This is a genomic window from Paenibacillus sp. HWE-109, assembly GCF_022163125.1.
Taxonomy (GTDB): Bacteria; Bacillota; Bacilli; order Paenibacillales; family NBRC-103111; genus Paenibacillus_E.
In genome coordinates this window covers 6371193-6394996 of sequence record NZ_CP091881.1, presented here as the reverse complement: position 1 = coordinate 6394996, position 23804 = coordinate 6371193, and the positions used below count along the sequence as shown (strand labels likewise).

At 47.4% G+C, this 23804-nt stretch carries 16 protein-coding genes; 9 read left to right on the top strand and 7 right to left on the bottom strand.

The features are described from left to right. Positions 1–73: 73 nt before the first annotated feature. From LOZ80_RS27295 to LOZ80_RS27270, 6 genes are all read right to left on the bottom strand, one after another. Positions 74–3199 carry a S8 family peptidase gene (locus LOZ80_RS27295; protein ID WP_238167617.1) on the bottom strand — a complete coding sequence of 1042 codons (3126 nt, stop codon included), beginning with the start codon at positions 3197–3199 and terminating at the stop codon, positions 74–76. A 105-nt stretch (positions 3200–3304) separates the two neighbouring features. Beyond that, positions 3305–4738, bottom strand: coding sequence for an MFS transporter (locus LOZ80_RS27290; RefSeq protein ID WP_238167616.1), 1434 nt, complete (start codon positions 4736–4738; stop codon positions 3305–3307). Between the two features lie 63 nt (positions 4739–4801). Continuing rightward, positions 4802–5389, bottom strand: coding sequence for a TetR/AcrR family transcriptional regulator (locus tag LOZ80_RS27285; RefSeq protein ID WP_238167615.1), 588 nt, complete (start codon positions 5387–5389; stop codon positions 4802–4804). A 94-nt stretch (positions 5390–5483) separates the two neighbouring features. Further along, complete coding sequence (locus LOZ80_RS27280; protein ID WP_238167614.1) at positions 5484–6335, bottom strand: DMT family transporter; 852 nt, start codon at positions 6333–6335, stop codon at positions 5484–5486. A 26-nt stretch (positions 6336–6361) separates the two neighbouring features. Further along, entirely contained in the window at positions 6362–7312 is a 951-nt protein-coding gene (locus LOZ80_RS27275; RefSeq protein ID WP_238167613.1) for a metallophosphoesterase family protein, read from the bottom strand. A gap of 196 nt (positions 7313–7508) precedes the next feature. Next, positions 7509–8468: an alpha/beta hydrolase family protein gene (locus LOZ80_RS27270; RefSeq protein WP_238167612.1), complete on the bottom strand. Its 960-nt coding sequence runs from the start codon at positions 8466–8468 to the stop codon at positions 7509–7511. Between the two features lie 250 nt (positions 8469–8718). On the opposite strand from LOZ80_RS27270, the gene LOZ80_RS27265 reads away from it, so the two are divergent. Next, entirely contained in the window at positions 8719–9489 is a 771-nt protein-coding gene (locus LOZ80_RS27265) for a DeoR/GlpR family DNA-binding transcription regulator (RefSeq protein ID WP_238167611.1), read from the top strand. Here the strand turns inward: LOZ80_RS27265 and LOZ80_RS27260 are convergent. Continuing rightward, positions 9479–10399: an AraC family transcriptional regulator gene (locus tag LOZ80_RS27260; RefSeq protein ID WP_238167610.1), complete on the bottom strand. Its 921-nt coding sequence runs from the start codon at positions 10397–10399 to the stop codon at positions 9479–9481. The two genes, LOZ80_RS27265 and LOZ80_RS27260, sit on opposite strands and share 11 nt — an antisense overlap. A 162-nt stretch (positions 10400–10561) precedes the next feature. Here LOZ80_RS27260 and LOZ80_RS27255 point away from each other — a divergent pair, with 162 nt between their 5' ends. From LOZ80_RS27255 to abc-f, 8 genes are all read left to right on the top strand, one after another. Further along, positions 10562–12322 (top strand): glycoside hydrolase family 35 protein, encoded by a 1761-nt coding sequence (locus tag LOZ80_RS27255; RefSeq protein ID WP_238167609.1) that lies wholly within the window; start codon positions 10562–10564, stop codon positions 12320–12322. A 22-nt stretch (positions 12323–12344) separates the two neighbouring features. Next, positions 12345–13175 (top strand): alkaline phosphatase family protein, encoded by an 831-nt coding sequence (locus LOZ80_RS27250; RefSeq protein WP_238167608.1) that lies wholly within the window; start codon positions 12345–12347, stop codon positions 13173–13175. A gap of 545 nt (positions 13176–13720) precedes the next feature. After that, positions 13721–14695 (top strand): CapA family protein, encoded by a 975-nt coding sequence (locus tag LOZ80_RS27245; RefSeq protein ID WP_238167607.1) that lies wholly within the window; start codon positions 13721–13723, stop codon positions 14693–14695. A gap of 190 nt (positions 14696–14885) precedes the next feature. Next, complete coding sequence (locus LOZ80_RS27240) at positions 14886–15941, top strand: zinc-dependent alcohol dehydrogenase (protein WP_238167606.1); 1056 nt, start codon at positions 14886–14888, stop codon at positions 15939–15941. A 182-nt stretch (positions 15942–16123) separates the two neighbouring features. Beyond that, on the top strand, positions 16124–20581 hold the full coding sequence (locus LOZ80_RS27235; protein WP_238167605.1) for an OmpL47-type beta-barrel domain-containing protein: 4458 nt from the start codon (positions 16124–16126) through the stop codon (positions 20579–20581). Positions 20582–20728: 147 nt separating this feature from the next. Further along, positions 20729–21490, top strand: coding sequence for a TSUP family transporter (locus tag LOZ80_RS27230; protein ID WP_238167604.1), 762 nt, complete (start codon positions 20729–20731; stop codon positions 21488–21490). Positions 21491–21583: 93 nt separating this feature from the next. Next, positions 21584–21727: a hypothetical protein gene (locus LOZ80_RS27225; protein ID WP_238167603.1), complete on the top strand. Its 144-nt coding sequence runs from the start codon at positions 21584–21586 to the stop codon at positions 21725–21727. 106 nt (positions 21728–21833) lie between these two features. Next, entirely contained in the window at positions 21834–23762 is a 1929-nt protein-coding gene (gene abc-f / locus LOZ80_RS27220; RefSeq protein ID WP_238167602.1) for a ribosomal protection-like ABC-F family protein, read from the top strand. Positions 23763–23804 lie beyond the last annotated feature (42 nt).

Below are 23804 nucleotides of genomic sequence, written 5' to 3'. Positions count from 1 at the left end.
CGGTTGTATCCAAAAAATAAGGGGCTTCCCCTCAAGTCGATTTATCATCTGCTTGAGGGGAAGCCCCTTCGTGTTATTTTATTTTACTTAATAAACGAGACATAACAACAGCAGCCTGAGCTCTTGAGCTATTGTCCTTTGGTGCAAAAATGCCCTCGCTAGCTCCGCTAAGGAGCCCTAAGCCAGTTGCTGCTCTCACATAGGATCTGGCCCACTCGCTGATATTTCGCTCATCTGAATAGTTTACTTCTTGCGTAATTACGATATCTGCGAGCTTCTTGCCAGTGGCATGCAAGTAAGCATTTACCATAATGACAGCCATTTGCTCCCGCGTAATATTAGTTTCAGGGGAGAAAGTATGCTCATTCAAACCGCTTACGATATTCGCTTGGTAGGCGGCATAAACCGCATTCTTATACCAAGAATCATTGGATATATCGTCAAAATTTGAATCGCCGGCAGAACTTTGCAGTTTCAAAGCTTTCGTAAGGATTGTGACGAATTGTGCTCTAGTCATGCTTGCATCTGGTTTAAAAGATCCGTCATCCATCCCATCAATAATCTGTTTGCCGGATAATTCCTCGATCTCCTTTTGAGCCCAATGGTCCTGGATATCGGTTAAGGTTGTCTTTTTTTCCAGCACAGCATATTTGGAGAAATGGGGGAGTGATGCAGTAATTGTACCATCTCCGTTTAGCGTGCCGCCTACACTTGTCCAGATTCCCTGCTGTTCATCGTAAACATACACATTAAGGTTACGAGTATCTTGTACTTTGCTTTTGTCGTAAGAAAAAGTAACTTGGAGCGGTTTGTTAAAGGCATTGATTTTTGCTCCATTTTCAGTCAAAGAAAAATCATAGATAGAGGATGCCGCTGAAAATGCAGGTATGGATGGCGCGGCTTCCATGGATGATTTGAATAGAATAGCATTGTCTCCATTCTTGACTGGCAGTGAATCCGGTGGGAAATTAATCGTAAAATTATTTGTTTTAATGATAAATGTTTTGCTGCGTTCGGCAGCTTTCTGCATAAAATTTGCGCTGAATTCTGCCGTGAAAATATCCACTTTTTCTTTGGTGCTCGCATCAAGGGAGACTACTTTGGACTCCGAATTCAGTGCAATTAATAAATCAATAGGAGCCGGCTTAAAATCATAGGTCATTTTTCCTTCTTTGTTTAGTGAAGGAGGGGATTGGCTGCTTCCGCCGCCACCACCACCGCCACCGCCGCCGCCAACCTGGGCAGCTTTAATTGTGTATTGATAGACGGCGTCTTCGCTAAATACATTATTGTGCAGAGTAGCTACTGTTAGGATTGTATCTCCGGTAACTGATAATTTTCCGCCGCGGTAATCGGATGAATCTACCCACACTTTACCGTTTTCTTGAACTTGAAGAAAAATCATTCCTTCTTGATAAGGAGAAGTGATGGAGACGGTTTGTTTCCCAGTATAAGTTCCTGATTGTAAGCTGACATTAGGCGAATTCGGAAGACTTATCAGTGTATGTGAATTGGATGGTTTATGAGAATATCCGCCAGAAACTTGTTCATCCCACTCCCCATAAATATACACATGATGGACCGAATCATTATTAGTAAAATTGGCTGTAAGTTTCTTAAGGCCATGTTGTGTTTGTCCAGATGATGCCGCACCAAGATCGAATGTTTGATCTCGTTCTCGATCAGGAGAAGTTTCATTATACAATTTGGCTTTAAGAGCAACCGCATATGTAGCATCAACAACCGTGTTATGAACGTCTACCATGGTTAAATCATAAGTAACAGTTTTAATAGCAGGATAATTTTCCAAGTTAGGCTTTATGATCAGCCGCGGTACTTGAAAGGCACGATTACCTTGAATTAAACCATCTCCGAAAGCCATTGTGTTGGAAACTTGATTATTCGAATAGATCGTGTTTTTAAGAGAAGTACTTGTTCCATTCAGTTTAAAAGGCTGGAAAGCAATCGGATTTCTGGAGGTTCGAAGAATAGTTCTAATATCCTCTTCATCCAAGTTCTTGTTTGCTGCCTTTAGGAGTGCTGAAAGTCCTGTAACAATCGGGGTTGCCTGCGATGTACCCGACATGTATATGTAACCTCCGTTTAAAGCTGTACTGTAAATGTTCACACCCGGTGCGACCACATCTACTTTGCCAACATTAGAAAAATCCGCAAGAGAGTAACTTTTATCAGGGAGTTGTACAATTGCACCTACACTGATGACTTCCTCGTACGCGGCTGGATAATCTGTATATCTTGCATAGCGAAGGGAATCCCCGGCAGGAGTGTTCATTTGTCCCTGTTCTGTATTGATCCAGTGATTACTCTCGTTACCAGCGGCAGATACAAGTAATATATGCTGATTGTGTGCTTGTTTAATTACATCGTGCAGAGCTTTGCTATTACCACTAACACTAAGACTCATATTAATAATGTCTGCATGATTAGTAATAGCGAATTGGATCGCTTGAACTAATAAAGCGGAATCCCCTTCACCTTTATCATTAAGGACTTTCAGTGGCATGATTTTAACGCCTGGGGCAACTCCGATGCTTGCTCCAGAACTTGCTTGAGCTGTGATAATACCGGATACATGCGTACCATGTCCATTATCGTCTTGTGCGACTGTATCTTTGTTAATAAAGTCGTACCCAGAAACGATAGAGTTCTTAATATCAGGGTGCGTCAAATCTGCCCCGGTGTCCAAAACAGCAACGGTTACTTTCTCATTTTGAGAAGTGGTCGTATATGAACCCATATCATCTAAATGTGCGGCAAGTTTGCCCCACTGCTTCATGTATGCCTCAGTACCGGAGTAGACGGTATCGGTAACAGTAAGTGTGGAAGTACTAGAGATCAGTTGTACTTTATAAACAGGCTCTACATAGTCAATGTCAGGATCTTTTTCCAATTCGGCTATTTTGGCAGCTACCGATACTTCATTATTGAAAGATAGAGTGGTCCACGAAACTGGATTTGAAGAAAGTGACTGCAAGCCAAGTGATCCTGTCTGCTTTTGTTTGTATTTCACAATGACCTTGCCTGGAACAATATCGCTTTCATTAAAAGAGGGTTTGGCTTTTTCAACGCTTAAATCGTCATTTTCAAAAGCATAACCGTTTGATGGATAAACGAGAGTGAAGATAGTGAATAATAAAGCTAATGTGGTAATGAATTTCTTTTTCTGATGTAGAACCATGACTTCCTCCTAGTAAATGAAATAGCTATGAACTTTAAGATAAAGCTTCCATTCATAGTTTATAGGATAATAGGTCGAAGTCATGTCGAACCATGTCGATAAATCCTAAACATTAGATAAAGTCCTAGCCTCCGTTTCGGGCATAAGTCCACCAAGCTTCTGTTTCGTCGTCCGTCCAAAGGACAGATAATAAATGGCAAAGATGACAATCTGCGAAGCGGCAAGAACCAAACAGATATTGCTGAAAATAGAGCCGGAAGAGTAGTCGTACAACGGATTCCAGTTAGGTATGGTTTGTGATCCAAGATCTACGATTTTGCTGTAAATGCCGATAGCGATCCCTTGCGAGATAAAGTTGACCATCGCCAGCATACCCATGCCGACACCAACTTGTTCCTTGGGCAGCGTTCTTGAAACAGAATTGGATATCGCGATGACGATGAAAGATTGCCCAACGTTGCCGAGAATCAGGAAGATCGCGATGAACAAGGGAGATCCTCCCGTGAAAGTGGAGAGCAGAAGAAAACCGGCGAATAGCAAGCTCGAAGCGATATAGACGACAAATGTGTTGCCTTTCTTGTCTGCCAGCCGGCCTCCTTTGCGGCCGAAAACAGCCGATGCAACGGCAGCAGGGACCAAGGCGAAGCCAATCCACACGGAGGGCAGCTTCTGAATATCCGAGAGCAGCAGCGGGCTAAGGACATACAGGGAACAGCACGTTCCGCTGATCAGGAATGAGATGGTAAGTCCGAGTGTATACTTTTTATTCTGAAAAAGTTTAGGCGCAATGAAGGGTTCTCCAGCCGTGCAAATTCGAGCAATGAATAAACCTAGGAAGACTAATCCACCTAAAAGCAGCCAGATCCCTTTGGTCACACTTAGGAGCATTAAGGTGATTGTGACTGCCAGAAGAATACCGCCAATCCAATCAAATTTGCTGGTGGACTTGGTTTGTTCATTGCCTAAATACTTGCGGTAGTAGGGGATTGTAGCCAAGACTAGCACAGGGACAGCGAACAACCAACGCCAGTGTACCATGCTAACGATTAAAGAGGCGATAACAGGTCCAAGCGCATTGCCGAATGCAAGGCCTACCGCGGTCATGCCAAGTGCTGCTCCTCTACGTTCGGGGGCAAAATAACGCAAAGGGATAATCATGGCAATTGCGGGAATAACCGCAGCTCCGATGGCTTGCAGGCATCTGCCGGCAAGTGCCATGGCGAAGGTGTGTGAGGTTAGCCCGATGAGAGAACCAACGGAAAAGACGAGCAGTCCCAAAGTCACTAAATTTTTCAACTTATAGCGATCGGCCAGCTTCCCATAAGTGACTGCGCCAATTGCGTAGATAAGAATATAGGCGGAGGAGAGCCAACTGACCTGTGCAATCGTAAGGGAGAATTCTTGGCTGATTTTGGGGAGTACGATATTAAACATGATGCCGCTCATCATAGAAATGGTGAGGGTAAACATCAGAATGCGCATTAATTTATTGGCATTTTGCTGTGTTGCTTGAGTTGGAGCTTCAGTTTGAGTAGTCATTTGTGATCACTTCTTTCTTCGGTTTGACTGTCAGTACTGACTGACATTTGGTTCTTAAAAAAACTAGGGACGTAAGGCCCTAGCGAAAATCTTTATGCTTTCTTGGATAAAAGGCTCCAGCGAAATGCTGGGATAATTTTTATGACTGTCGAGATCATTCTGGAACGCCCCGTAATTCATCATCATAAAAGAGAAGGCCTGCATCTCCGGGTTTGCAGCAATCATTTTACCCTTTTCCGACATGGTGATGAAGTAATTCGTTAAGATTTCCAACAATTGATGGGGATGCTTATGTGTACGTTCGCGGAATCCGGGCAGCTGGCCTTCGTCCTTGAGGCTGATCTGGAAGATTTTGCGGTTGCGATTCATGATCTCATGATAGGTTCGGCTGACCAGAAGCAGATCCGCTTCCAGCTCCCATACGAGCTTCTCATTAAATAGCTTTTTCATCTCTTCCGCATAATGGTAGCGGTCAAAAGCGGCTTCAAGAAGCTTCTGCTTACTGCCGAATTGACGAAACAATGTCTTCTCGCTAAGCCCTGCCGCTTGGGCGATTTCCATCGTCGTTACCCCATTATAGCCTCTTTCCGAAATCAGATTGAGCGCCGCTAAAAGAAGTCTATCGCTGCTTCCCAGCTTGCTGGTGTCCATGGTATCCCTCTTCCGAATCAATGTCAGTACTCACTGACATTATGATAAGACGATTAGAAGATAAAGTCAACAGGTAAAGAAATAAAGCCGCGACTTAACCAAAGAAACTAATGATTAGAATTCCCATTAAGATGAGAATTGAGCATATGATTCGAAGTTTGCCTTGTTTCTCTTTGAGTACAACGATGCCGAGTATGGTAGCAAAGACGGTGCCAATTTCACGAATGGGCGAAATATGAGCGACCGGGGCGTATGTCATCGCGAACAGGAATAACAAATAAGATCCAGGGTTGAGAATTGCGCCTAGGAGAATGATTTTCGCGTTCATTTTCCATTCGGTGCCAATCTGCTTGGAACGGAGAACGATCGGCGTCAAGCCCGCCATGAACCCTATATTCGTTACTTCGAGCAGGGTGATTGCTGAGACATGCTGTAGATTAAGGCGATCTACAAAAACGTAGCAAGTCGTACATAAGCCGACACAAAGGGCCATAAGAAAAGGTTTGACCGTTCCGGCGGACGTTTGCTTGCGACTAATAATGCCGCTAAGCCACAGGAAACCGATGACCATACAGAGCAGACCCATCCAACCATAGACAGATAAGGTTTCACGAAGGAAGAGAACACTGACAATAGGTATGAACAGGGTGCTCGTGCCTCGCATGATCGGGTACACCTGGGAGAGATCGCCCATATTGTAGGTTTTGGCCAACAATAGGGCGTAGATGCTCTGTAAACAAGCTGATAAAAGCAAGAGTCCATACGCTTGCAAGGATAAAGGAGTAATCCACAGTTCTCTGACTAGATAAGGAAAAAGTCCGACAGTCGTTACCATCACAATGGCCCAGAGGAAGACGCTTTTATTCCGGCTTCTTTTGGTGAATAAACTCCAAATCGCATGTGTAAGACCAGAAGCTACGACAAGTGAAAGTGAAACAACAAACAAGTGATCATCTCCAGATCTAGGTGAACTTATACGGTAGGATTGTGTTCTGGTTGATTGCGGATCACCTTGCCGTCAGCCAGTCGCAGCCATGTTTCGAAAGAACGCTCGCCTTGGTGAAGACGAATCATTCTGGCGCCTCGCGGGAAGCCTTCTTGCCCATAGGTATTGTAGCCTGTTGCTCTTCCGTAACAGAGACGGATCCCATGCAGTTCGCCCCAATAATCATTGATGTGATCGTGACCGCAGAATGTTCCCATGACATCGCCCATTTCGACCATGGCTGTGAACAATCCGGAATTCACGGGAGAGCAGCAAACATTCTCGAACTTGTTGCCATAACAAGTGGCGCGGTTCCAAACTTCCTGATATTCCGGAAGCGGGATATGGAAGAAGGCAAGCGCAGGCAAAGTCTGCTCGTTGTTGCTGGAGGTGAGTTGCTCAGACTGCTTGGTGTACCACTCGATTTGATCGCGGCGAATCCAATCGTAGCCTTTGATGTGAGGGAGTGATGAGACATTCCCAGAATCGAAAAAGTACAAGGCCGCAGCTGCCACTCCCTCTGAATCGGTGATCGTTAATTGATAGTTCCCGACACCGTTGATTTCTTCCGGACCGTGCTGTGCAACCGTATGCGGTTGTTGAAGGACGGTATCCATAAGCTCAGTCCTTGTGATAAGGGTCTCGGTATCATGGTTGCCGAACACAACAGCCCAAGGAATGCCTCGGGTTTCAGCAACCTGAATGGCATCGCGGAATGCTTGTAAAGGCTGCTCGCAGAGAGGTTCGCCTGGTGTGACATAGCCGGTATAAATGACGTCGCCAGTAAATACGACAAGATCAGGGCGCTCGGTATCAAGCACATCTTCCATAAGCCGTTTGGTAAGTTGGTCTTCTGTTCCACCATCTTTCCAATGTATATCAGTAAATTGTGTAATGGTAAACGTGTGATCTTTCCGAAAAGTAAGCGGATGCTGCACGCGAATAGCCCCCTATTTGTTGTTTTGTTGTCGTCATGTGGTTTTGTGATAATATCTTGTTGTTTGTTGACAATTGTATATCCGTTTCAGTTGAACTGTCAATGCAAATTTTGTGCGGCATGTACGTGTTAGGCAAATACAAAAAACCTCGAGCTCATCTTTCAGCGAGTTCGAGGTTTGTATTCAGATTTCTGCTTTATAAATGTTTGGTAAACCATGCCATCATTCGTTGACCGATACCAAGCGGATCTTCGATCCCGTTTAAGGTGATTGCATGTCCTACGCCATCGTACTCCACGTACTGGTACCGGTCGGGCATTTCTTTATACAACTCTTTCAATTTAGCTTCCAGTTTTCTTACCCCTTCAACGGGGACGACGATGTCTTCGTTTCCATTTTGAACTAGCAGGGCGACCGGGGGCATCTGGCGATAGTTTCTTAATGGGCTAAAGCGAATAATATCTTGCTGTACAGTGGGTTCAAGTTCATCAAATGGAGGGCTAGCTCCGTATTGGTCTTCCAAATCAGGAGAACCTATAATAGGCGCTGCCACCTTTATTCTTTTATCTTGCGTAATCGCAAAGAAGGAAAGGTAACCACCTTGTGAAATGCCTGATATCCCGACTTTGTGCGTGTCGGCTCGCGGATCTTGTTCCAAATAATCAATCAATCGAGAAATATCTTGGGTAGTTTCCTGCAATAATGTCAAATAAACTTTCTTGTAATCGTTCCCATAGAATGCTTCTTTAAAATTAGCAGGTCGTCTCCTCCCATGCATTCTAGCGTCTACAAGCACGGTGAAAAAGCCGGCATAAGCAAGCGGTATTCCCATAGAAATAAGTCCAACAGCATCTCCGCCAGTCCCATGATTGAAAAAGACAACAGGCAGCTCATTCGCCCCTTCAGGGTAAACAAATAGAACCGGTATATGCTGATCCGTTATCAGACAGGATTCTACTATAATGGTAGTTTCGGAGTGAGTATTGGACAAAGAAGCATAATTTTCGATCTCTTGTCTAATCTTTAGAAACAGCTCATCTTCCATCGAACCTGTCTGGAACGGTGACTCTTCCTCATGCTCGTAACTATCCTCGTATGTAATCACCACAGCTTTTCCTTGAATATCTTGTTTCAAAGCATACTTTTTCTGGATCATGACGATCACTCCGATCAGGCGGTTTGATAAACCTAGTAGAATGGCTTTATTTTATTGTACGGAAGGTTTATTCAGGAGTAAAATTCAAAAATGGCATACCAGGTATTGCTAATGGGCATATATGAGTTTGATCTGACAAGCAAAGTTAGTGGTTGGGCCCAGTTGACACACGCAACACCTACCCCTACACTGATTAAAACAACAAGAAACAACACCATATACAAACTATCGGTCATGGAGGAAGGCCCAAATGTCATTAACATATGAAGATCGCAGGATGACGATCCTGAATCAGTTGGAGATGGAAGGGAAGGTCCAAGTGCATCATCTCTCAGAGATGCTTGCGGTTTCTACAGAAACCGTGCGGCGTGATTTGGACCGATTGGAGAAGGAAGGAAAGCTTCGCAAGGTTTACGGCGGTGCGGTTAAGATGCGTCTGGAGCTTGTGGAGCCGCCTTTTCTGAAGCGGGCTCAAATGATGAAGGCGGAGAAAGCGGCGATCGGCAAGCTGGCTGCCTCGTTAATTCAGGATGGTGAAACGATCATGATGGATAACGGCACGACGACGATTGAGATTATGCCTTATTTGAAGGATCGTACGAATATTACGTTGATCACTCATTCTGTCCCGATTCTCAATCTGGCCATGGAAACGTTCCGTGGAAGAATCATCTTCGTTGGCGGGGAGATCAATATGGAGTTTCAAGCAGCTGCAGGCTCTCTTACGGATCAAATGCTGGACCAGTTCAAAGTAAACAAGGCGTTTATCTCCGTTGGAGGTATCTCACTCACTGACGGCATAACCGACTTTCACCTGGCGGAAGCCATTGTTTCGCGCAAAATGATACAGCGAGCTGAGGAGTCCATTCTGGTAACGGACCATACCAAATTCGGGATGTCTACGTTTGCCCGCGTGTCGAAACTCGAAGAAATATCGATGGTGATTACCGATTCCGGCTGTTCCAAAGAATGGATTGATGCGATTGAGACACTCGGCATTGAAGTGTTGATCAGTGACTGATTTCGGATAGCGGCTGCTGAGCGACCTGGTGCTTGGGCTTGAACTCGCTTGGCGATTGACCGGTCCAGCGGCGGAATTGCCGCGAGAAGTGGCTGGCTGATTGGAAGCCAAGCTTGTCGGCGATATCTGTCATTGGCAAATGGGTTGTGACCAGCAGTTCTTTGGCTAGTTTCAACTTTTGTTGGCTCACGTACTGACGCGGCGACAGGCCATACACTTTGGCGAATAGCTTGGTACACTGGCTGCGGCTCAAATTCAGCTCTTTGGCGATCCCGGCGACGGTCGCTTCCTCACAAAGCCCACTTGATAGCTTTTCTTCAATTGCATGCGCGACATCAGCGGCGAATAAAGAGGCATCTTTATCTGACACTGCTGTTTTTTTTTGTTTGTATGAGGCAGCATGCCCCCGTATTAGATCAAGCACATCATGAATGATGAGCAGTAGGTAGGATTGCAGCAGCAGTTTATCCTCAAAGCGTAAGTGAAGCTGGGCTTCTTCGGCATTGGCGAGATTCCTATGCATGACAGATTCCAGCTCTTTTACATAATGCAGGAGTTTGCTCTCAGCGGCTGCCTTTTGTGGAATATGCCGATAAGGCGTTGCTGCCAGCAGACTGCGAATTTCTGTATCGTCGAGATCAAAATGCACATTGAAATAGCCATAATCGAGCGCAGACGAATTAGAAGATTGATGACGGACCCCGGACTTGATCAGCAGCCAGTCACCTGCCTTCATGGTTACAGTTTCACGATTAATGTCATGCGTAACTTGTCCCTCTTGGCAGTAAAGCAGTTCAAACAAATGATGATGATGCCGCGGATATTCCCATCCCGGGGGCTTGCGTCCAAAATGGCAGCCTACGACTTGCAGGGTATGAATGATGTTGGGAAACCGATATAAATCCTCCACAGCAAATCCCTCCCTAGGGTTCAAATGGTTCTTTTCATCATACCATTGAAATGGCACATTTGGTATAGAAAATGCTCCATTTGGAGATTGAGCGGCCATGTCTTTTCAGCGATGATGAGAGGAGACAACAACCAATCGCATTCTTAATCCGGAGGGATTTATATGGCAATTTTAAAAGCAAAAGATAAACAGTTCTTATTGGATGGAGAACCTCTTCAGTTGATATCGGGAGCGATTCATTATTTCCGCGTTGTACCGGAATACTGGGAAGATCGTTTGCTCAAGCTGAAAGCTTGCGGATTCAACACAGTCGAAACTTATTTGCCCTGGAATTTGCATGAACCTCAGGAAAATGTGTTTACTTTCGAGGGACTTGCCAACGTAGAGAGATTCGTCCAAATTGCTGGCGATTTAGGGCTGCATGTCATTGTGCGGCCGAGTCCCTACATTTGTGCAGAGTGGGAATTTGGCGGGTTGCCGGCGTGGCTGCTGCAAGACTCGAACATGAAATTCCGCTGTATGGATGCGCGGTACCTGCAAAAAGTGGATCGCTACTATGATGAGCTGATTCCCCGGCTGACTCCACTACTGAGTACGAATGGCGGACCTATCCTGGCCGTGCAAATCGAGAATGAGTATGGCAGCTACGGCAACGACACAGAGTACCTGACTTATTTAAGGGATGGCCTGATTAAACGAGGTGTGGATGTTTTGCTGTTTACCTCAGATGGCCCTGAGGATGGCATGCTGCAAGGCGGCACTGTTCCCGGTACATTGGCGACAGTCAATTTCGGCTCTAAGCCGGAAGAAGCGTTCGAGAAATTCCGTGAATACCGTGGAGATGAACCGCTTTTTTGCATGGAGTATTGGAATGGTTGGTTCGATCACTGGTTGAAACCGCACCATACGCGGGCTGCCGATGATGTGGCTGATGTGTTCGACCGAATGCTTCGTGCCGGCGCGTCTGTGAATTTCTATATGTTCCACGGCGGAACCAACTTCGGTTTCTATAATGGAGCCAATTATCATGATAAGTATGAAGCGACAATTACGAGCTACGATTATGATTCGCCATTATCCGAGTGCGGGGATGTAACGGAGAAATATCGGGCTATACGCACCGTGATTGCGAACTATTTGGGCAAGGATATAGAGGATTTCCCAGCGATGCCTGAGCCAATTGCGAAGAAAAGCTACGGACACATTGCGTTGACTGAGAAGGTGGATTTGCTCCATCATTTAGCTGAGCTTTCGGAGCCTGTGAAGCGAACGTACCCGGAGCCAATGGAGAAACTCGGTCAAGACTATGGCTTCATTGTGTATTCCACGCAGGTGTCTGGACCACGCACGGGCGAGATGCTTCGCCTGCAAGAAGTTCATGATCGCGCCCTTGTTTTCTTGGACGGCGTTTATCAAGGTGTGGTAGAACGATGGGATGAACGTCCACTTCCACTGGACATTCCTGCTGGCGGAGCGAAGCTGGATATTCTCGTCGAGAACATGGGACGTGTTAATTATGGCCCGAAATTGAAGGATCATAAAGGCATTACCGAAGGTGTGCGGATGAATAATCAATTCTTGTTTGATTGGACGATATATCCACTCCCACTAGACAATCCGGCATCGATTCCATTCGGGCGCCAAGCGGTAGAAGTTGAAGGGCAGGCCCGTCCAACTTTTTATCGTGGGGAGTTCACGGTGGAAGAGGCTGGGGACACCTTTGTTCGTTTGGATGCCTGGTCCAAGGGTGTGGTGTGGATCAACGGGTTTAACTTGGGACGTTATTGGGAACAAGGGCCTCAAAAGACGCTGTACCTGCCAGCGCCATTACTGAAAAAAGGCCGCAATGAAATCATTGTGTTCGAATTGCACCATACGGATAAGGCTGTCGTTGAGTTGGTAGATACACCGGATTTAGGATAATACGTAATCGGAGGTCTGCACAATGACATCAACTTCAGCAATCAAACGAGTTATCATTTTGGGTATTGATGGAGCGGGAGCTTTCGTCAAACAAGCCCCTACACCGCACATAGATGCGCTGCTTATGGAGGGATCACAAACCGACCGTGCCCAAACGGTCTTTCCTTCGAACAGCGGGGAATGCTGGGGTTCCCTGCTGCATGGGGTTTTGCCGGAGAAGCATGAATCGCATTTGCATATCAAAATGGACAACGAACGTCCAATATCTTCGCCAACATCGTCCTTATTTCAAATACTTAGCGAGGCAAAACCGGATAGCAAGATGGCTTCTTTCGTTTGCTGGCGTCCGATCCAGAGCGGTGTCATTGAGAACAATGAGTCGGTGCATAAATTTGCTGCACCCGACGAAGCGTTGGTTCCTGCCATAGCCGCTTATATTCGTTCCACGCCAGATCTTGAACTGCTGTTCGTGCAGCTTGACGACGTAGATGCGGCCGGGCATCGGCATGGGTATGGTTCGGAGGGACACTTGCTTGCGATTTCGCAGGCAGACGGACAGATCGGTGAAATCTGCCAAACTCTGCTGGACGCTGGCATGCTGGCGGAAAGCCTCATTATCATAACGACTGACCACGGAGGCGGCGGAGTGGATGAATTCGATCACGGCAGCGATCAGCCGGGCGATATGACCATATTCTGGGGATGCCGGGGGCCAGGCGTTGCTGCGAATGCAGATCTGGCCGGTCTGACGATTATGGACACGGCAGCCGTCGCTTTGCATGCATTGGGGCTCCCCATTCCCGGGGACTGGGATGGCAAGCTGCCTGAAGGCTTGTTTAGGGGCGAAGGTTAGGGTGCGTTGTGCAATGGAAGGACAGTCGAGGAAACTCGGCTGTTCTTTTTTTTGCAGCGCAGTGTTGATCCATCTGCCTCGCGCGGGGGGAACTATGGTACGCTATTCGGGCCAAAAGTGCCATTATCGCGGGGGTGAGGGAACTACAGTCCGCTATTTTGCTGTTTCATGGGTAAATTCAGCGCTTTTGGCGGATATAAGACCCTGTAGTTCCGCTAATACCTCAGTATCCCTGCTATTTGCCAAAATAGCGTCCTCCAGTTCCCTTAACAGGTTTTGTCGCTAATAAGAGACTGATCTCTCAGAGCGGCGAAGCCGTTTTTCTTATTCGATCCGGGTAAATAGGGCAACAGAAGGTGCTTATTTCTTTCCCGATCAGGATGGTGGGAGAGTAATGGGGAAATGAGTAATTGGTGGAATGAAGATGGTGGAGTTAAATTGATGGAGGCAAGAACGCTGAATATGCAGCGCTGTTCCTTCTTACGCCCATTTTGCAAACATCAGCGCCTCTCGCTGAATAATGTGCTCAAGAGAGGAGTGAGGTGATGGCTGAAATTAGGATTGCCGCGGTTGGGGATTTACTGATGAAAAGTGAGATCATTGCTTCTTGCAAGCAAGCAGAAGGCTATGCGTTTGATGCTATTTTGGAAGAGGTTAAACCAACTTTCATGGCGCATGATTTGACGATAGGCAATTTGGAAACGACCTTTTCGGGCAAAAGGCAGTTAGGTGCTTTGGGGATACGTCCCAAATGCAATTGTCCGAGAGAACGGCGAAATCCGAAAACTGGCTATCCGGTTTTCAATTGCCCTGATGAATTTGCAGCAACGTTGAAAAGCACGGGATTTCATGTCGTCACAACGGCAAACAATCATTGCATGGATGGCGGCATTAACGGACTCAAGCGTACCTTGCGTATCCTAGATCAACAAGGCCTCGCGCACACAGGGACAGCTCGTTCCATGCGTGAAGCGAAGAGGCAGCTGATTATGAAAGTTAAAGATGTGAAGGTCGGCATCTTGGCCTATACCAAAAGCACCAATGCGATCCCTGTATCGCAGCGCTGGCTAGTGAATCGTCTGGATCCCAAGATCATGGCAGCGGACATGCGCGAGCTGAAAAATAAGACGGATTTCATCCTAGTCTACCTTCATTTTGGCAAAGAGTACCAAACTTCCCCGTCGCGTGAGCAGAAGCAGTTAATCCGATTTTTGTTCAAACAAGGTGCGAATGTGGTAGTGGGGGCACATCCGCATGTCCTGCATCCGGTGACGCAGACCGTTATGAAAGATATTTACGGTCAGGTGCGAACGCGAGTCGCGGCGTCATCTTTGGGGAATTTCGTGTCGTCAAAACTGACGAAATCTACGAGCACCGTCGAGGGATTGATTTTGTCGTTAACTGTAACCACAAACGAGAAAGGCGTAGCAGACATCAGTAAAGTGGAGCATATTCCCACGATTGTAGAGCGAAGCAAGGCGGGCCAGACGAGGTTTGCGGTTAGATATCGGAACGGGTGAAACTAACTCGGTTCTGAGTTCTAATTGTGGTCAAGCCTATGAATGATTCTGATACTTATTTGGTTCTTATCATCGTGTGTTCCTGCAAAAAAATCAGTTTATACCGATAAAAAAGGTTTGACAGTGGTTTTGATATGACTTAACATGGATTATATGATCCAGATATATACCAATGAAAAGGAGGGTATCGATGAAATCAGTGATTTCCCTGAAAGGTAAAGTTGATGTTATAGATGTAGTCGAACCATCCAGCGCTGTGAATCATGTGCGCGTTGAGACCGTCTATTCCGCGATTAGTTCAGGTACGGAACTGCTGCTCAAAAGGATGATGAATGAAGAGCCGATGCAGCTTGGCTATAGTGCGATGGGCATCGTCCGTGAGGTGGGGGAAGGTGTTGCTCACGTCAAGGCGGGACAACGCGTGGCTTGCTATGGCGCGCCATTTGTTAACCATTCCGAAGTATTGGTTGTGCCTAAGCATCTCGTTACGCCAATACCCGAGACATGCAGCTCCAAAGAGGCCTCCTTCGTCGGACTCGGAGCGATTGCCATTCATGCGCTGCGCCAAGCTGACTTGCGCTTAGGTGAATCCGTCGTTGTGGTCGGACTTGGCATTCTGGGACAAATCGTCTGTCAGATCGCAGATGTTTCTGGCAATAGGGTCATCGGGCTTGATTTGTTAGCGGAACGCTGTGCCAAGCTTAAGGAAACATGTGCCGCTCATGTGTGTGCTAGTGTAGGCGATGTCAGCAGTGCAATTGATTCAATCCAGCAGCACCAAGGTGTAGATGCCGTGATTTTATGCGCCAGTGGAGCTAATCCCGGCATGATTGATCAGGCGCTGCATTGGATTCGCGACAGAGGGAAGGTGGTTATTGTCGGCGATCTCAAAATGGACTTCAATCGCGAGTTGATGTTTGCCAAAGAGGCACAGGTGCTTATCGCGCGAGCTGGCGGTCCAGGCAGGTATAACGAGAGTTACGAGAGCAACGGGGTTGATTATCCGATTGGCTATGTACGCTGGACAGAGGGCCGCAATATGACGGAGTTCATTCGTTTATTGGCGGAAAGAAGAATTGTAATTCAATCTTTAATAACCCATGAAATTTCTTTATCTACGATGGTAGAGGCCTACGATTTACTGCGTGAGTCTCCACAGGATGTGCTTGGTGTTCTCGTAAACTACGGGAAGGAACAAGAAAGAGAAGCGGAGAAGGAACACATTACAATCCCCAGTACGAGTTAATCTTCACACCAGCCATGAGCGTGTGCGCCAATAGGCAACTATTCTCATTTTAAACGTGCATGCGCCATGTCTGGTCAAAGGGTTCCTTTATTTTGCGCAAATAATGTAAGCGCTAACAAATTGGAGGTCTGTCACAACGCCTACTACCGCTCAGGTAGAATTTTTAAAAAAGGATGATGAGAATGTTTAACTCTATAGTTGATAAAAGTATGTTTTCCAAATGGTTATTGGGCTTATTGGCTTTGCTCATCTTGGCGCTGTATTTGCCCACGCATGTAAAAGCAGCAGTGGCGGCTGAAGTCATTCCGGTGCCGAATGCTGGCTTTGAGCAAGATTTGGTCGCAGGGAAGATTCCGAGCTGGGGGTATTTTTCCTCTGGGGCGCAAAAGGGGCTATCTCTATCGGATACAACTCCATTTGCAGGAAATAGAAGTTTGAAAATAAGTAAAGAAGAATCGCCTGCGATGGGCGCGGAAAGCGTAAAGATGGCTGTTACTGCGGGGGCGACGTACGAAGCGGCAGTGAAGCTTTACATGGAAAGTTTCGATGGAAAGCCTGCACTTTGGATTCGGTGGTATGGCGCCGATGGGAAGCCGCTGAATAAACAAGCCGTCTATACGCTTACAGCACCTCCCCTTAATAAATGGCTGGATATTCAGGCTCAGGGGACCGCACCGGAAGGGGCTGCCTATGCAACAGTTTTTCTGTATGGTTCAACGGGAGTTCTGATGAAAGCCTATATGGACGAGGTGCAGTTCTATCGTGTTGCCGACCAAATGGCGGTGGTTAATCCTGGATTTGAAGATGCGGTTACAGGAAGCGCAATCCCAGGTTGGGAGCTGTTCGCAGGCACACCGGCAGGAACGGTTTCTGTAAGCAAGCTGCAGCAAAAAAGCGGATTGTCCAGCTTGCTTCTTGAGGATATCTATCTCGATAAAGCGATTGGTCTGAATACACAAGCTATTGCCGTGCATGAGGATGGCAGGTATGAAGCAAAAGCCAGCGTTTATGTGGAATCAGGCGGAGTGAGTCTTTATATCAAATTCTATAATGCAGCCAATGCTGAAATTGGGACTTCCTCGGTTTCACTGAGTGCGCCGCTGAATGCGTGGAACTCGCTTAGATTAGAAGGGATAGCGCCAGAAAAGGCGACGAAAGCGAAAATTTTATTGTACTCCGGTGTGGCTGGCTTGAGTAAAGCCTATTTCGACGATGTTTCGTTCACCTACAAAGGAGAGGCGCTTGTGATGCCCTTTAAATATGGCAGCCCCGTCAATCTGGGCAAAGCTACGCTTACAGCGACATCGCTAGGCGGTGCGATCGGCAATAATGAGATTTATTTTTTGTCTAACGGAGCTCCAGGAACTTTCTATGCCGTTGATGCTGCGACAGGGGCTATCAACTTCTCGGAGTCAGTTTCGGGAACGACTGAAACTTGGGCCGTAACGGTTGCGGCCGATCATAAAGTATACTTCGGGGCAACGGCTAATCGTAAATTTTGGCAGTATGATCCCGTGTTGAAGAAGATTACACTCCTAGGCGATAATCCTTCTAATGATTTCTTGTGGGATTTGGATGCAAGCAGCGATGGTCTTATCTATGGATCTACCTATCCGAAGGCCAAGGTATTCACCTACAATATACATACAGGCTTGTTCGCGGATTTGGGCAGTATGCACGACGTTGAACAGTACGCCAGGGGAGCTGGCGTTAGCGATAAGTATTTGTATGTAGGTATTGGTTCGAAGAAACATTTGATCCGTGTTGACAGGACGACAGATGAGAAGATAGAGATTACGCTGCCATTCACGAATAATGACGATTTTGTTCATAACATTGCCGTCTATAACGGTCTGCTGTACATCACGCATGGGACATCGCTTGCGGTTGTGGATGAACAAACGCTGGAAGTAAAGCGTCAAATCGGCTATATGACGCCTGAAGCATTCGACGGCAAGATATCGCCTCCATCTCCCTATGATGCAAACACCTTATATTATCGCAACAAAACATCGAACAATATTTGGGTTTATCATGTTGCTACGCATACCGTAGAAGCTGTGACAGCCAAAGATACGCTTCCCGCAGCTGGAACCAAAGCGATGGATTGGGTTACCATGCCAGGCAAAGGTCAAGTGCTGGTCTCATTTCTAGATAATGGGAAGTATACGATCTTTAATCCCAATGATAATTCCATCGAGACCCGCCAAATTGACATGGCCAAGGATGGGGTAAACGTTCAAAGCCTTGCGGCTGCACCGGACGGTAAGTTATATCTAGGCGGATTTATAGATGGAATGAGCATATTCAATCAATCAACGCAGAGCTATGATCTGCAATCATCGATGCCAAAGTCGCCTCATCAAATTGAGGAAATGGGCTTTTTGAACGGCAAAACCTATTTCGGTGCTTATGGCGGAGCCCGCATTTATCGCTACGATGCAACCCAGCCGTATAACTATGGAGAAACACCGACGAACAATCCTGGCCTTGTTTATACGATTCCTAATCTGCAAGATCGTCCTTACGCATTTGCTTCCGGTGATAATCACCTGTTTATCGGAACCGTACCTGGCTATGGCAATTTTGGCGGCAGTTTGACCATCTATAATGAGACGACCAATCAATGGACAGCAACACGTCATGTTGTAGAAAATCAAACCATTAGCGCGCTTGCGTATAAGAATGGCATTGTCTACGGAGGTACTTCCATTGATGGGGGCCTTGGCACCGTGACCTCTCCCGAAGCAGCAGCTAAATTGTTCAAATGGAACGTAGCGGCAAATCACAAGACGGAAGAATTTACCCCTGTTATTCCAGGACTTGTCAAACCGAGATTGTTTGGCGGCCTGTCATTTGGACCCGACGGATTGTTGTGGGGGGGCGCATGGGGGAAAGAGGCGGAAGGCGGAGACATTTTTGCTGTCTATGCGATGAATTCTGAAACCAATGCCGTGATCAAAAGCCAGTTGATCTACCCGGGTGCGAGCGGTGGCAGCACATGGAGATCCTTCTACTTGCGCTGGGGGCAAGATGGACTGCTCTACACGAACATTGCTCGTTATATAACCGCATTCTCGCCTGCCACTATGAAGTATCGCAAGTTAGTGGATGTTCAGACGAATTTGTTCGACTTGGGTGTAGATGGCAGTTTGTACTATACATCGGGGCCAATGTTATTTAAATTGCCTGTGCCACTGAATCAAGGATCTATATCTATGGAGAGTGCTGCGTTAAAAATAGGGCAAAATGCGCCTGTCACAACCTCCGGTGTTCTAGTCAACGGCGAGCCGGCTATTCTGGCCAAAGCCAAAGTGACGCTAACCAGCAGTGATCCGACCGTTATCTCAGCTGTTTATAACCAGGTGACGGCGCTAAAAACAGGCGTAGCGAATCTATACGCTGACATCACTTTAGAGGGTCAGACCGTTCGAACGAACACTTTGACCGTTACCGTTAGCGACCTTGACAGACTGGCTCCAGTTACAACAGCAAGCCAATCACCTTCACAGCCAGATGGGCCGAATGGGGTTTACAACGGTCCGGTCACGGTCACATTGACCAGCAGTGATGACGCCTCAGGTGTGGCGAAAACCGAATATAGCTTGGATAACGGCGCGACTTGGCAGCTGTATACAGCGCCTGTTACGTTTGATAAACAAGGCGCAATAAGCCTAACTTACAAATCGACTGATGTCGCTGGAAATGTAGAAATCCCTCAAGTGCTTGGCTTTACTCTTGCTTCAACGGCGGTGAGAGTTCAATTGAAGGATAGTCAGGGGAATCCGATCAGCGGAGGGCAAGTCAGTTACTATGATGGAGGCTGGAAGAGCTTTGGTACGACGGATGCCTCGGGATCTGCCAGCAAATCTTTGCCAAGCCGAAGCTACACGTTTGCGATGACGTATGAAGGTGGCATTAAAGAGAAGGTGCAGCATACGGGAACTGACAATGTTGTTGTGTTCCAGACAGTCAATGTGAAGCTGCAGCTGAAGGATAGTCAAGGCGCTCCGCTCGACAGCGGGAGCGCGAGCTACTATGGAGGAAGCTGGCGCACGATTGGTACTACGAGTGGCGGTGAGATCAGCAAGGAGTTACTTCCAGTCTCCTATACGTTCGACATGAATTATGAAGGAACGCATAGAGAGAAGCTGCAAAACATCGCAAGCGATCCGGTAGTAGTGTTCCAGACGGTCAATGTGCAGCTGCAGCTGAAGGACAGCCAAGGCAACCCGCTCAGCGGAGGCAGCGCAAACTATTATGCAGGCAGCTGGCGGTCATTTGGCGTAACGGGCAATGGGGAAACCAGCAAAGAGTTGTTCGCGGGTTCCTACACATTCGATATGAACTATGAAGGAACACATATCGAAAAGGTACAGAATACGGAGACGAATGCTGTTGTTATGTACCAGACGATCAATGTCAAAGTTCAACTCAAGGATACCCAAGGGAATCCAGTCAGTGGCGGTGTTGTGAGTTATTATGCAGGTGGCTGGCGTGCTTTTGGCACTACCGTAGATGGTGAGATCAGCAAGGAGTTATTATCTGGTTCTTATACGTTTAGTGCAACCTATGGGCAGGCACGCAAGGAGGGTGTCACGAATATCGCGGTGAATCCAACGATTGTGTATCAGCTGTAGGCTTTGTTGAGTGAGGTAGGGGGCGGTTTCCCCTATCTCTTTTTGTCGCTATTTGGCAGCTTTGATTTTGCTTATTTTCTTGCCTGAATGCAAGCAACATGCGAGAATAGGGATTGGAAAAAAAGACAAAAGAGGAGTCCTTGCAGCATGATGCACTTGAGTTTAGAAATGATGATTTTCGTCATCATCGGTGGTTTTCTCGCCGCCTATGTGGATTCCGTTGTGGGCGGAGGGGGACTCATCTCCGTACCGGTTTTGCTAGCTACAGGACTGCCGCCGGCGGTGGCATTAGGGACTAATAAACTGGCTGGCACCATGTCATCCCTGACCAGCACCATTTCCTTTATGCGATCAGGCAATATTGATATAAAAGCAGTCAAGGGCTTGTTCGTATTATCCTTGCTCGGCGCTGTGAGCGGTACGATGGTGCTGCGTCAGATTCCGTCTGATTTCTTGAAACCGTTGGTGGTTGTTATGTTGATTCTCATCACAATCTATACCATCTTCCGTAAAGATTGGGGGGCAACCTCTTCGTTTCGCCAATACTCGACGAAAACCGCGATGTTAATGGGTGGCGCCGCATTTGTTCTGGGTTTTTACGATGGTTTCTTTGGGCCTGGCACCGGTTCATTCTTGATTTTCGTCTTTCTGATGCTCGGGTTCGATTTCGTCAAAGCAGCGGGCAACTCCAAAATGCTGAATTTCGGCAGTAATATCGCGAGTTTGGCAACTTTTATGGTACTGGGATCCATCAATTATGGCATTGGCATCCCCATGGGGTTAGCGATGGTTTGCGGTTCTTTCTTAGGCTCGCGTATGGCGATTCGCAAAGGAACAGCTTATGTACGTCCCTTGTTTCTTACGGTTTGTATCATCCTGATTGGCAAGCAGATTTGGGATTTAATATAGGGTTCAGCATAAAAAGGAATCTTTGCGGTTGCGAATTGACCGAGGGTTATGCTATGATTTTTCCATCATGTTTTTGAAGGAGGTGAAGGTAGGATGAATCGAGAGTTTGTAAACAATCGTGTGAGCCAGTTACCCATTGCGATGGCTGGCATCGTTCATGCAGCATTCAAAGACGGGAGAAGTCTGTCCAATTATGCTCATACGGTATTACAACTCACGAAAAGACACCTACCTTAACCTCGAACGGATCGATTCGAAAGGTCGTAGGAATTTTCCTGCGGCCTTTTTTTGTTGGCTGATTGTGGGGAATTAGGGTCTTTCCGAAATTTAGGAGGATCCCCATATGTTAATGATAAATGGTCAACATATAAAGAAATTTCACGGTGCCCAGCTCGTGCTGGAAGACGTCACTTTCGAAATCCATCAAGGAGATCGAATTGGATTAGTAGGTCGCAATGGGAGCGGGAAATCAACATTGCTGCGCCTGATCGCCAAAATGGAAAAGCCTGATGAAGGTCAATTGACAGTGCGCAAAGACATGAAGATTGGCTACTTGGCGCAAATTCCCACAGAGTGGGAGAATGGCACGGTGTATGATGTGCTGGCTGCCAGCTATCAAGAGCTGATGAACTGCCAGCAAGAGATGACCGGGCTAGAGCAGCAGATGGCAAGTGTTGAAGCGGTCAACGATCCCGTTATAATGGATCAACTGCTCCAACGATATGCACATCTGCAGGAGCGCTTCGAGAGGGAAGGCGGGTATGAGATGGACGCCCGCATCGATCAAGTGGCGAATGGGCTGCGTATTGCTCGCGAGTTTTACGAGCGGAGCTTCGGCTCATTATCCGGAGGGGAGAAGACGAAGGTTACCCTCGCTTCGCAGTTGATCGGGAAACCGGACTTGCTTCTGCTCGATGAGCCTACGAATCATCTGGATTTGTCCGGCGTCGAATGGTTGGAGGAGTTTCTTGCTCAGTATGAAGGGGCATGCCTGGTTGTTTCTCATGATCGCTATTTCCTGGATCAGGTGGTAACGAAAATCATCGAGCTGGAAGACGGAGAGTCAGCGATTTATTTTTGCTCGTATTCAGGGTTTGTGCGGGAGAAAGAGATCAGACTGATGCAGCAGTTTGCAGATTATCAGGAGCAGCAGAAGGTCATCAAGAAGATGAAAGAGACGATCAAGCAGCTGACAGAGTGGGGGAAAGTCGGAGGGAACGAGAAATTTTTCCGCCGCGCGGCGTCGATGCAGAAAGCACTAGACCGGATGGAGAAGCTCAAGCGGCCGGTCCTTGATCCTAAGGCGGCTGAGTTTGGATTGAAACTGGACGATCGTTCCGGTCGCAGAGTTGTGCGTCTGGAAGAGGTGGATAAACGTTTCGGCGACAAAGTGCTGCTGCAGCGGGCGAATGGTTTGCTCCAATATGGCGAGAAAGTCATGCTCGTAGGACATAACGGTTCAGGGAAAACAACGCTGCTCAAGATGATTCTCGGTGAAGAGCAGCCTGATCGCGGACAGCTCGAGGTAGGCGCGCGAGTGGATATTGGTTATTTGGCGCAGCAAGCCTATCCGGAAGATAACAAGAAGTCGGTGCTCACGTATTTTTGTGAGGAAGCACGGCTGGAAGAAGGCGAAGCCCGGGGGCGCTTGGCTGCTTATTTATTCTATGGAGCTGATGTTTTCAAAGCGGTCAGTTCACTCTCTGGAGGCGAGTGGACGCGGCTGCGCCTGGCGCTGCTAGTGCTGCGCAAGCCGAATCTGCTCATTTTGGATGAGCCGACCAATCACATGGACATCGCCTCCAGAGAGGCGTTGGAGGATGCGCTTGACGAATTTCCGGGTACGGTGTTCACCGTGACGCATGATCGGTATTTTATGAATCGGCTGTCGCAGAAAATATGGGAGCTGGATCAAGGGCGTATCACCGTCTTTATGGGGAGCTTCGACGATTACAGAGAGAAGAGCGCTCGATTGCGTGAGAATACGCCAAATCATGGAAGTGCTAAGGCCAGCGCAAGCATGGCTGCTGCAAGCGGGGACAAAACGGAGGCGGTGGCTCGGGAGAAGCTGCGGGGCAGCTCCTCCGTGTTCACACGCGAGAAGTTGGAGCGACAGATCGCGGATGGCGAAGCGCGATTGAACGATCTGGACCAGCGCCTGTCCAGCAGCAGCGAAGCTTCCGATGACCTCGTCCAGCTGTGGGGTGAACGAGAATCGGCGCAGCAGGTGCTGGAATTGCTCTACGAGCAGTGGCTGCACATTGAGGAGTAGGGAGAGGGAAGCGGTAACTGGGTGAACGTTAGAGGTGGAGCC